Below are 11,822 nucleotides of genomic sequence, written 5' to 3'. Positions count from 1 at the left end.
TATCTAATAATTAGGTGGTTAGGACGATTGGGTACTCAATTTCGCGAAAGCGAACTTACATTTTCAACCCTTTAGTTATCAACACTTTATCAACCAGCAAAGGTTCTCTTTGCCCGCATAAGTCATAGGAAATATGCGATTTCTATCGTATATTTGCTCACTTAATTTGTATCATGAGCGATTTATTTGATAAGATTTATAAAGATAAAGGTCCTTTAGGAAAATGGGCTTCCATAGCGGAAGGTTATTTTGTCTTCCCTAAATTAGAAGGTCCTATTGCAAACCGCATGCGTTTTAATGGCCGTGAGGTAATTACGTGGAGTGTGAACGATTATCTAGGACTCGCAAACCATCCAGATGTTCGTAAAGTAGATGCAGAAGCTGCTGCAGAATATGGTAGTGCTTATCCAATGGGTGCGCGTATGATGAGCGGTCATACAGACTTACATGAGCAATTAGAGCAGGAACTTGCTGCTTTTGTTCATAAGGAGGCGGCTTATTTATTGAACTTTGGTTACCAAGGCTGTATGTCAACTGTCGATGCTTTGGTATCAAAAGATGATGTCATTGTTTATGATGTTGACGCACACGCTTGTATTATTGATGGAGTACGTTTGCATCAAGGTAAACGTTTTACCTACAAGCATAACGATTTAGAGAGCATTGAGAAAAACTTACAACGCGCCACTAAATTAACCGAAGAAACTGGCGGTGGGATTTTAGTGATTTCAGAAGGGGTTTTTGGTATGCGAGGTGAGCAAGGAAAATTGAAAGAAATCGTTGCTCTCAAAGAAAAATATAACTTTAGACTTTTTGTAGATGATGCCCATGGTTTTGGTACTCTAGGAAAAACCGGAGCTGGAGCAGGTGAGGAGCAAGGTGTCCAAGATGGCATAGACGTTTATTTTGCAACTTTTGCAAAATCATTGGCAAGTACTGGAGCCTTTATCGCAGCTGACAAGGAAATCATGGATTATCTTAAGTACAACTTAAGATCACAGATGTTTGCAAAGTCATTGCAAATGCAGTTAGTTATTGGTGCATTGAAACGTTTAGATATGTTGCGTACGATGCCTGAGCTTAAGGAAAAGCTTTGGGATAACGTGAACGCTTTACAATCGGGTCTTAAGAAAAGAGGTTTTGATATAGGTACCACGCAAAGTTGTGTAACTCCTGTTTACTTGAAAGGAAGTATTCCAGAGGCTATGGCGCTGGTTAAGGACTTAAGAGAAAATTATGGAATTTTCTGTTCAATCGTTGTTTATCCTGTAATTCCAAAAGGATTGATATTGTTGAGGTTGATACCAACAGCGACGCACACTATGCAGGACATTGAAGAAACCCTTGATGCATTTGACGCGATTCGGGATAGGTTAGATAATGGAGTATATAAAAGATTAAGCGCTAGTGTCGCTGAGGCTTTTGCTTAATCAGCTTCTATATAACAATTAAAAAATCCCGCTGAAAAGCGGGATTTTTTTGGTTTCAATTCTGTAAAAGAAACTATCACATACAGCATTGAAGCAACTATTCCTTATAAAGTGTAGCGCGCTGCATTACAGAAAGCGGATAGTTCTTGACGATGGCACTTTCTTCGTTTCCTGTCATAGAGGTATCTTGGATTCTAGAAAGGGCAATCATGAATTCCATACGGTCGTCATAGAAGATTTCAGTACTATTTAATAGGTTGTCTGCGACCTCATAGGTGCTGTATAGCGTTTGATTGGCATAGGCACTTTCCAGAATGATTCCGTTATTCTCGTCAACTAGAAATAAGTTAGGATTGTGCGTTCGCTTCAAGTTATAATTGCGTGGTGACCGCTCTTCTCCATAATAAATACTGTATTTAAAATTGTCTGTAGAATCTGTGGCGTTTAAATGAAATTCCATAGGGATTTGCTGCTCACCATTACTAGAAGTGATCTTGAGAGTACCTTTATAGACTCCCAGGAAATCCTCTGGAAATTGTTTTATAGAGACAACCTCGTTCTCAATTAAAGAAGCAGCTGTGGTCTCTACAGTTTCTTTTTGTTCCTGTTTGCAGCTCACAAGGAGTATTAGGGTAATTATAAATGTTATTTCTTTCATGATCCAAAAATACTTTATTCTCTATTTTACTAACCTCTATAAACGAGGAAATCCCGAGAGTCAAAAGACATCTCGAGATTTCCCACTAACCAACCAAAAAACTTTATGAAAGAAATTTACTCTTCATAAACAACCTTCAATTACTATACTACAATTCGTGTGCCAAACTAACTTTAGCCTCTTTTACAACCACTTTTTCCATTTGAAAAAACCTAGTAAAGCCACAAACATACAGCCACTTAGAATCCAGAAATATCGGTAACCGTGTTCCCAGTGTAATTCTGGGATATTGTCAAAGTTCATCCCATAGATACCAGCAATGAAGGTAAGCGGTATGAAAATGGAGGACATAATGGTTAGCACCTGCATGATCTGATTCATTTTATGGCTCACACTAGATAGATACATATCTCGTAAACCTCCATTTATCTCTCTATAGGATTCCACGGTTTCTATAATTTGGATGCAGTGGTCGTAGGCATCCTGGAAATAGTTCTTGATCTGCGGATCGATGTATTTGGAATCTTCCTTCAACAGTCGGCTTATGGATTCCCTCAAAGGGAATATAGCACGTCTCAATTTGAGCAGCATGCGTTTGTTTTTTTGAACTCGCTCTAGCGATGAGCGCTGTGGATCGTCAAAAATCTCATCTTCTAACTCATCCAGATGTTCTCCTATTTGTTCTACTGCGATAAAGTAATGGTCAATCACCGTATCGATAAGCGCATAGAATAAATAATCATTGTTGCTGTATCTAATGCGGCCGCGATTCTGCTCAATACGCTCTCGTATGTTTTCAAAAACATCACCTGTTTTCTCTTGGAATGTAATCACCGCATGTTTAGTTAGCAAAATGCTCACCTGTTCTTGATCTATGTCCTTTTCTTCGACATTGTAGCTTATCATCTTGATACACTGATAGATGCACTCTTCGTAGAATTCCGTTTTAGGTCGCTGAGTAGTATTCGCAATATCTTCTAACAGCAAATGGTGTAAGTGAAACTTACTACCTACTTTTTCTAATAAGTCGATCTCGTGCACACCATCTACATTGAACCAGTTGACTTGATCATCTTCCAGTTTTTCAAGATAGATACCTTCTAGCTTTGTATATTCCTTGGCGTCATAAAAGATCGTCTCTGTAGTTACTTCTTCATGTCTATCTTCACCCACATAAGAGATCGTTCCAGGCGGCTGAAATACACTGTGTTTTGATTTAGGAGTTGCTTTACGACGCAGTCTAGGCTTTTTCATCAAAAGGTTTTTAGGAACTTCTAATTTAGTTTTTCTGCGATAAATGGCGCTGTGTGACTTTCCTTGACTTTCGCCACTTCTTCGGGTGTTCCAGAAGCTACTAGATAACCGCCTTGTGCGCCACCATCTGGACCTAGATCAATAACGTAATCTGCACATTTGATGAGATCCATGTTGTGCTCTATAACAATCACACTATGGCCTTTTTCTATAAGCGCATTAAAACTATCCAACAGTTTATTGATGTCGTGAAAGTGCAATCCAGTGGTCGGTTCATCAAAAATGAACAGTGTCTTGTCGCTGGTGGTTCCCTTGACTAAAAAGCTCGCCAGCTTGATACGCTGTGCCTCACCACCAGAAAGTGTGGAACTACTTTGCCCCAGTGTGACATATCCTAAACCAACATCTTGCAAGGGTTTGATTTTACGCGAAATTTTATCTTGTGAATGTTCCTCAAAAAATTCCATCGCATCATTGATGGTCAAATTGAGCACATCGTCAATGTTCTTGCCCTCGAACTGTACCTCCAAAATTTCCTTTTTGAAGCGCTTACCGTTGCAGGTCTCACAAACCAAAGTGACATCTGCCATAAACTGCATTTCTATAGTTACCTCGCCATCACCCTTGCATGTTTCACAACGGCCGCCATCGACATTGAATGAAAAATGTTTTGGCTGGTAATTTCTAATCTTGGCTACCTTCTGGCTGGCAAAAAGACTGCGTATATCATCATAGGCCTTGATATAGGTTATGGGATTGGACCTAGAACTGCGTCCTATAGGATTTTGATCAATAAACTCAACAGTTTTGACGTTCTCAAACTTCCCTTTGATGTCAGTAAATTGTCCTGCTTTGGCACCGTATCCACCTAGCTTTTTCAACATGGCTGGATATAGGATCTGCTTGACCAGCGTAGATTTTCCGCTACCTGATACTCCTGTCACCATGGTGAGAACACCTAATGGAAACGTCACATCGATGTTCTTAAGATTATTTTGTCGGGCACCTGTGATATCAACGTGATATTTATGTTTTCTTCGCTTTCGCGGAAGCGGAATTTCCATAAAACCATTGAGATATTGAGCGGTCAGACTTTTACTTTTCAGAATCTCTGCAAGTGTTCCTGCAGCAACGACTTCACCACCGTGCGTTCCTGCTTCTGGACCTATGTCGATGATGCGATCTGCAGCCTGCATGATTTCCTCATCATGCTCCACGATGATGACTGTATTACCCAAATCCCTAAGGTTTTTCAAAACCTTTATCAATCGCTTAGTATCTCGTGGATGCAATCCTATACTGGGCTCGTCCAAAATATACATACTTCCCACAAGGCTACTACCTAGCGATGTTGCCAGATTGATGCGTTGTGATTCACCTCCAGAAAGGGTATTGGATTTACGGTTTAAGGTCAGGTAATCCAATCCTACATCAGACAAAAACTCGAGGCGGCTGTTGATTTCCTTAAGCAATCGTTTTGCAATGACCTGCTGTGACTCATCCAGCTTGATTTCCTGGAAATAGGTTTTTAAATTTTTGATGGGCATTTCTACAAGATCTGTGATCGTCGTGTCATTGATCTTGACATAGTTGGCCTCAGGTCTAAGACGTTTTCCCTTACAAACCGAACATTTTGTTTTACCTCTATAACGAGAAAGCATTACTCGGTTTTGGATCTTGTAGGCCTTTGATTCCAGCTCTGCAAAAAAATCATTGAGACCGGTGAAATATTTGTTGCCATCCCAAACCAGATCCTTTTGCTTATCTGTTAATTCAAACCAAGGCCTATGGATAGGGAAATCAAATTTTGACGCATTCTTAATCAACTGGTCTTTGTACCAACTCATGTTGTCACCGCGCCAGGGAAATACCGCACTTTCATAAACCGATAATGCCGTATTTGGAATCACGAGATCTTCATCGATCCCTATCACATCGCCATAACCTTCACATTTGGGACACGCACCATAAGGATTATTAAAACTGAACAAGTTAGGATTAGGCTCTAAAAACTCCATGCCATCCAGCTCGAACTTGTTGGTAAATTCTCGAGTTTGAGATCCGTCAAGATGTTCAACATAGGCAACACCTTTACCTTCAAAAAAGGCAGTGTCTACAGCATCTGCAAGACGATTATAAAAATCTTCATCATCGCGTTTGATAATACGGTCAATGACGATAAAGACTTTATCCTTACTTGAAAAGGTAAGATCATTTTCATCGATACGATGTACTTCATCATTGACTTTGATACGTGTAAATCCCTGTTGTAATAAAACCGCAAGTTGTTGCGGTATATCACGTTTACCCTTTACAATGAGTCGAGTGGTCAGTAATAACTTGGTTCCGTCTTCCTCTTTTTTAATGTAATTAATAACGTCTGTAACCGTGTCTTTTTTCACTTCATTTCCCGAGATAGGCGAGTAGGTACGGCCTATACGTGCAAATAATAACTTGAGATAATCGTAGATCTCAGTCGTTGTTCCTACTGTACTTCTAGGATTGGTGGAATTGACTTTTTGCTCAATGGCTATAGCAGGCGCGATACCTTTAATGTATTCTACTTTGGGCTTGTTCAATCTGCCTAAAAACTGACGCGCATAGGAGGAAAGACTCTCGACATATCGTCGCTGTCCTTCGGCATATAAGGTGTCAAATGCAAGGGAAGATTTTCCGCTACCAGAAAGCCCAGTAATCACGACCATTTCGTTTCTGGGAATGACCGCATTGAGCTTTTTAAGGTTGTGTAACTCAGCACCCTTAACTAAAATATTCTTTTTGGGACTAAGGGAATCTATATTATCGAAGATGATCTTTTCTGCCATAAACACAAAGATAACAAGCGGTTCAACGATAATGGATTCTATGTAATCATTAATATGTTAAATTGTAATGACTTATTTTGTTAGTTTGGAACAAATGTTGTTATCTTTAACCCGTTAACAAAATTTAAACACAGCGTATACAATAAAACTACTTTAAAACAGATCGGTTTCCATTTGAAAAAGATCGTTAGTTGTTATTGTATGAACTTCAAAGACGCAAGTGATGCGGTACTGGTAAAACAGTACATGAGTGGTCAGGAATCTTCTCTAGAAATCCTCATCAAAAGACATCAACAAAGAATTCACGGTTTTATTTTCTCCAAAGTATTGGACAGAGATATTACCGAAGACATTTTCCAAGATACCTTTATCAAAGTCATACGCACGCTCAAACGTGGCAAGTATAATGAAGAAGGTAAGTTTTTACCTTGGGTAATGAGAATTGCACACAATCTTGTTATCGATCATTTCCGTAGGAACAAGCGCATGCCTAAGTTTCAATCCCGTAACGACTTTGATATTTTTGATGTCATCAGTGACGGTGAGGACAGTATTGAATCTGCGTTGATTACAGACCAAGTGCACAGTGATGTCAAAAGGTTGATTGACGAACTTCCTGAAGACCAAAAGGAAGTCCTACTCATGCGCATTTATAAAGAGATGTCTTTTAAGGAGATAGCAGAGACGACAGATGTTAGTATTAACACTGCCTTGGGAAGAATGCGTTACGCTTTGATCAATCTGCGTAAAGTAATTGATAAACACAATATCGTTTTAACACAATAATCTTTTCTGGATATAATATTGCTTAGTTTTTTGCGTTTTGTGATAAATCAATAATTAATTCACATGCCAAAACTTTACAATCAAACATCTCCAGAATCATTGAAACCATCAGGGCCACGGCCAGAAACCATTCAAAGGATTTTATCCTTTTCAAAAGCACTGAGTGTCGTAAAAATTAATAATATGACTTTTGAAACACTCAACAACTAAGTTTTGTTTTAGATTTACTTGACCCGTCTATGCCTAGCCTAGACGGGTTTTCTTTTTGTAGTATTCTGCAAGAACCGTTTTCCTACCTATTGTTTTTGTGATGATATCGTCATCAAGATTCCATCCACGCGCAGGACTATACTGACGGCCATACCATATAATCTGCAAGTGCAGATCATTCCATTTTTCTTTAGGGAATAATCTCTTGGCATCTTTTTCTGTTTGCACCACATTTTTACCATTGGTTAGATTCCATCGATACATTAATCTATGAATGTGGGTATCCACAGGAAATGCAGGGATACCAAAGGCCTGAGATAACACTACCGCTGCCGTCTTGTGACCTACAGCAGGAAGTTCTTCCAGTTCCTCATAGGTTTGTGGTACCAGACCATTGTGTTTGTCAATCAAAATATGACTTAGGCCATGTATACCTTTGGCTTTCATAGGTGACAACCCAACGGGCTTGATGATCTCTCTAATCTCTTCCACTGATAATCTGATCATATCATAAGGATTATCAGCTCTTTCAAACAACAAAGGTGTGATTTGATTGACGCGTACATCTGTACTTTGTGCGCTCATTAAAACAGCAATTAAAAGTGTGTACGGATCTTTGTGATCCAGCGGCACGGGAATTTCTGGATACAACTCTTCCAAGGTTTGGATGACAAAATCTACTTTTTCCTGCTTATTCATTACTATCTTTATGTTTTAAAAACTTCATTATGACAACTCTCAAAGCTGGCGACAAAGCTCCTGATTTTTCAATTCCCAATCAAGATGGTGACATCGTATCCCTTTCTGATTTTAAGGGCAAAAAACTCGTGTTGTTCTTTTATCCTAAAGCAAGTACGCCAGGATGTACTGCTGAAGCTTGCAATTTAAGAGATAATGTATCTCGCTTTCGCGAAAGCGGATACGAAATACTAGGTGCCAGTGCCGATAGTCCTAAGCGTCAATCCAATTTCAAGGAAAAATATGAATTGCCTTACGATTTGCTAGCTGATGAAGACCACAAACTACTTAATGCGTACCAAGTTTGGGGTCCTAAAAAGTTTATGGGAAAGGAATATGATGGGATTCACCGCACTACTTTTGTCATTGATGAAAATGGTGTGATTGAAGATGTAATTTCAAAAGTAAAAACCAAAGAACATACCGATCAGATCTTATAGATCCTGATCGACTTGAGCCTCACAATTTTTATTGCAACCAAAGAAGTCACCTTCATCGATCAATTCTGGGATTCCTTCTGGCAACATTTCTTGCCAGCCGTCTTGTCCAGACTCAATCATGCGAAGTACTTCGCGAGAATAGATGTGACCTATGGTAGGGTCAAAATCTTCAATGTCGATAACGCGACCATTGTATTTGAAGAACTTGTAGAGTTCCTTCATACGTGGATGTACCTTAAGGTTCTCGCTGGTGGTAAGTTCGCCAGTCTCTGCATCCTGCATAGGATAAAGGTAAACACGCAAGTCTTTGAAAAACAGCTTCCCAAAGGCCTCGAGAATTCCACCACTCAAGTGATTGTAGTATTGGGTATCAAATATATCAATGAGGTTGTTGGTTCCCATGACGAGACCTATGCGCTCTTTTGTATAATTGTTTAGATATTCCACCAAGCGATAATATTCCTTAAAGTTGGAAATCATAACCGTTTGACCTAATGAACAAAGCAGTTCCGCTCTATGCATGAAATCTTCTTCATCAATCTCACCAGAAGCCTTTAAGTTACTGAGCGTAATCTCAAAAATAGTTTCCAAGCGATCTTCCTGGACCTTTCCAGATTTGATAAACATGGCTCTGGACTTGTGATACATGTCCATGTTCACCTTAGTAACTGGTCTAAAGCTACCGCGCAATGCCAACACGTTCTTTTTGTAAAGAATTCTTGCCGCAAGAATGTTGTTCCCATCTGGACCAAACATTACGGCTTCCGTCATCTCGTTACGTAACAGCTGCAGACTCATCAATCGATTATCAACATGCGCAAATCGAGGACCATCAAAATTGATCATATCGATTTCAATTTTATCCTTATCGATGTGATCGTATAAGTATTTCAACAACTTCTTAGGCTGGTCATGCTTATAAAAAGCACCGTAGATCAAGTTGGTTCCCAGAATTCCTAAAGTAATCTGTTGCAATCGGGCATCACGTTCTTTGAATCTAACGTGTAGAATGATCTCGCTATATTCTTCGCCAGGCGCTGCTTGAAATTTAATACCTACCCAACCATGACCTAAAAACTTTTTGGCAAAGTCAATTGTAGCAACGGTATTTGCGTAGGTAAAGAATAATTTATCTGGATGTTTTTCTCTGGAAATACGCTCTTCAATCAGATCTGTTTCATGCTGGAGCATTTTGCGCAGTCTGGATTCTGTCACATATCGACCATCATCTTGAATACCATAAACAGCATCAGAAAAATCTTTGTCGTAGGCGCTCATAGCTTTTGCGATGGTTCCAGAGGCACCACCAGCCCTAAAGAAATGTCTTACCGTTTCCTGACCAGCACCTATTTCGGCAAAGGTCCCGTAGATATTGCGATTTAGATTTATTCTTAAAGCTTTGTTCTTTAAGGAAGGAACTGACTCAAAATCGTTATCTCCTGGTAAGGTAATAGCCATGTAAACGTCTTTATATGTTGTAAACAAAGGTAACGAACGTCCTAGTAGAACAAAAAAATATCAATACTTTTAACCTAACTTAATGAAAGTAAAACTCACCATACTAGGCACCGGTACATCTCAAGGAATTCCTGTCATAGGCAGCGATCATCCTGTGTGTCTAAGTACCGATCCTAGAGACACAAGGTTAAGAGTAAGTGCGGCCATAGAAGTGGATGACAAACGATTCATAATCGACTGTGGTCCTGACTTTAGACAACAAATGTTGACCAATCGTATTAACCATTTTGATGCGCTTTTGTTTACCCATGAACACGCAGACCATACGGCAGGCTTGGACGATTTAAGGCCATTTTTTTTCAGGCAAGGTGCGATTCAATGCTATATGTCGCAACGGGTTCAAGAATCTTTGGAAGATCGATTTAGCTACATGTTCAAGGAAGAAGACAAATATCCTGGTGTGGCAGATCTCGATATCCATCTATTTGATACAGATGATCTAATTATTGATGGAGTCATCATCAAACCCATTCTCGCGAGTCATGGATTTATTCCGGTTCATGGTTTTCGTATAGGTGATGTTGCCTATATGACAGATGTCAAGACTATAGAAGCAGAAGAAAAGGAAAAGCTCAAAAATCTAGATATTTTAGTCATTAATGCCTTGAGGTATGAACCACACAAAACCCATTTGAATGTGGAAGAAGCTTTAGCATTAGTAGAAGAACTTCAGCCTAAACGTACCTATTTTACCCATATCAGTTTCCATTTAGGCTTTCATGCAGAAGTTGAAAAAAAGCTTTCTGAAAATGTATTTCTAGCCTATGACACATTACAATTAACATCCCATTCATGAGACGTAATCTCTTTTTATACCTATTCATATTTGCAGCCTTGATTGCTTTGATACTCTACGTCAACGGTAGAAACTATCAAGAGTCTATTGAAAAGGACGTGATTTCTTTGAGAGCCAAAACTCAAGAGCAGGAAGCGCTCCTAGACAGCATCGCAGACGCTAGGCTTGACCAGCCGCTCAATTTTACCTTGGAACAGCATCAAGAAGCCAAAAATTATTTTGAGAAATTGGGCTGGACCTCAGAACGGGTACAGCAAAATGTAACGGATCAATTGCTGGAACTCAATCTTACCGCGGGCGGGAATCCGCTAGTGCCGTTCACGGGTCAAGGTCGGGGTTTTCAAGTGAATGACACGAGATTTGTCAATCACAAATGGGTGCTGGTCAATTTTTCAGACAACAATCAATGGGGTGAGTTGCTGGTCACTTACACCATTGTCGATGAGGAAAACATCACTCTTGAAACCACTGCAGCGGTTCTTAATGATCGTTATCGATAATTATAGGCGGCTTTCCAGCCACCTTTTCATATCGTGAAAATTCTCTGGTGAGACGCCATGACCCATTGGATATTGTTTGAAAACATAATCCACATCCAGTCGTTCCATAACAGGTTGAGCCTGCATTGCCCATGAAAATGGTATAACCTGATCCATCGTACCATGGGAAATGAAGAAGTTGGTCGTTAGTTCGCTTTCGCGAAAGCGAGATTCCAATCTATCCATATCCACTACAAGATCTTCATTCAAATAACCAGACATCGCAACTACATTTTTAAAAATAGAAGGTTCAGATAAGGCCATGGCCATGGATAAAATGGCACCTTGGGAAAAGCCCAACATATTGATGCTATTTGCATCGACATCATAACGATCTTTCACTTCGCCGACAAATTTTTTGAGCAACTGGATGCTTTGCCTAGCTTGATTTAGGTCAGAAAACTTTCCTTTATCTGCGGTGTAATCAATAGCATACCACGCCGCACCATAAGGAGGCAACTCGTAGGGCGCCCTAACCGAAACGATGTGAATTCCAGCGTCCATTTGTGGCGCAAAGGAGAATAAATCCTGTTCATTGCTACCATAGCCATGTACCAATATTAGTAATGGTGCATTCTTCCGGTTTGCAGGGCGCGAGATATAGTGTAGACTCAAATCTGTATTCATA

Annotated in this window: 11 protein-coding genes; 5 read left to right on the top strand and 6 right to left on the bottom strand. The window is 39.7% G+C overall.

Annotated elements, in window-relative coordinates; all coding sequences use genetic code 11:
* Positions 1–173 precede the first annotated feature (173 nt).
* Positions 174–1,430, top strand: a complete 1,257-nt coding sequence (locus tag BST86_RS06310) for a cysteate-C-fatty acyltransferase (protein WP_105982526.1) — start codon at positions 174–176, stop codon at positions 1,428–1,430.
* Positions 1,431–1,527: 97 nt separating this feature from the next.
* Here the strand turns inward: BST86_RS06310 and BST86_RS06305 are convergent, their stop codons facing one another.
* The 3 genes from BST86_RS06305 to uvrA form a co-directional block, all read right to left on the bottom strand.
* Complete coding sequence (locus BST86_RS06305; RefSeq protein ID WP_105982525.1) at positions 1,528–2,088, bottom strand: hypothetical protein; 561 nt, start codon at positions 2,086–2,088, stop codon at positions 1,528–1,530.
* A gap of 183 nt (positions 2,089–2,271) precedes the next feature.
* Positions 2,272–3,342: a magnesium/cobalt transporter CorA gene (corA, locus tag BST86_RS06300; RefSeq protein ID WP_105982524.1), complete on the bottom strand. Its 1,071-nt coding sequence runs from the start codon at positions 3,340–3,342 to the stop codon at positions 2,272–2,274.
* Between the two features lie 20 nt (positions 3,343–3,362).
* The gene (uvrA, locus tag BST86_RS06295) at positions 3,363–6,167 is read right to left on the bottom strand and encodes an excinuclease ABC subunit UvrA (RefSeq protein ID WP_105982523.1); all 2,805 of its coding nucleotides are present in this window, start codon (positions 6,165–6,167) and stop codon (positions 3,363–3,365) included.
* Positions 6,168–6,368: 201 nt separating this feature from the next.
* Here uvrA and BST86_RS06290 point away from each other — a divergent pair, with 201 nt between their 5' ends.
* Positions 6,369–6,953: an RNA polymerase sigma factor gene (locus tag BST86_RS06290; protein WP_055412986.1), complete on the top strand. Its 585-nt coding sequence runs from the start codon at positions 6,369–6,371 to the stop codon at positions 6,951–6,953.
* A 243-nt stretch (positions 6,954–7,196) separates the two neighbouring features.
* Here the strand turns inward: BST86_RS06290 and BST86_RS06285 are convergent, their stop codons facing one another.
* Positions 7,197–7,862, bottom strand: coding sequence for an endonuclease III domain-containing protein (locus BST86_RS06285; protein WP_105982522.1), 666 nt, complete (start codon positions 7,860–7,862; stop codon positions 7,197–7,199).
* A gap of 29 nt (positions 7,863–7,891) precedes the next feature.
* Between BST86_RS06285 and bcp the strand changes: the two genes are divergently transcribed.
* Entirely contained in the window at positions 7,892–8,341 is a 450-nt protein-coding gene (gene bcp, locus BST86_RS06280) for a thioredoxin-dependent thiol peroxidase (RefSeq protein WP_055412984.1), read from the top strand.
* Here the strand turns inward: bcp and BST86_RS06275 are convergent.
* Complete coding sequence (locus BST86_RS06275) at positions 8,336–9,799, bottom strand: nicotinate-nucleotide adenylyltransferase (protein WP_105982521.1); 1,464 nt, start codon at positions 9,797–9,799, stop codon at positions 8,336–8,338. The genes bcp and BST86_RS06275 overlap by 6 nt on opposite strands.
* A gap of 82 nt (positions 9,800–9,881) precedes the next feature.
* Between BST86_RS06275 and BST86_RS06270 the strand changes: the two genes are divergently transcribed.
* Positions 9,882–10,655: an MBL fold metallo-hydrolase gene (locus tag BST86_RS06270; RefSeq protein ID WP_105982520.1), complete on the top strand. Its 774-nt coding sequence runs from the start codon at positions 9,882–9,884 to the stop codon at positions 10,653–10,655.
* Complete coding sequence (locus tag BST86_RS06265; RefSeq protein ID WP_105982519.1) at positions 10,652–11,155, top strand: hypothetical protein; 504 nt, start codon at positions 10,652–10,654, stop codon at positions 11,153–11,155. The genes BST86_RS06270 and BST86_RS06265 overlap by 4 nt, the downstream gene beginning before the upstream one ends.
* On the opposite strand, the gene BST86_RS06260 is transcribed toward BST86_RS06265, so the two are convergent.
* Positions 11,156–11,821 carry an alpha/beta hydrolase gene (locus BST86_RS06260; protein WP_105982518.1) on the bottom strand — a complete coding sequence of 222 codons (666 nt, stop codon included), beginning with the start codon at positions 11,819–11,821 and terminating at the stop codon, positions 11,156–11,158.
* Position 11,822 lies beyond the last annotated feature (1 nt).

The sequence above is a fragment of the Nonlabens agnitus genome (genome assembly GCF_002994045.1).
Taxonomy (GTDB): Bacteria; Bacteroidota; Bacteroidia; order Flavobacteriales; family Flavobacteriaceae; genus Nonlabens; species Nonlabens agnitus.
This window is presented reverse-complemented; position numbering and strand designations above follow the sequence as displayed.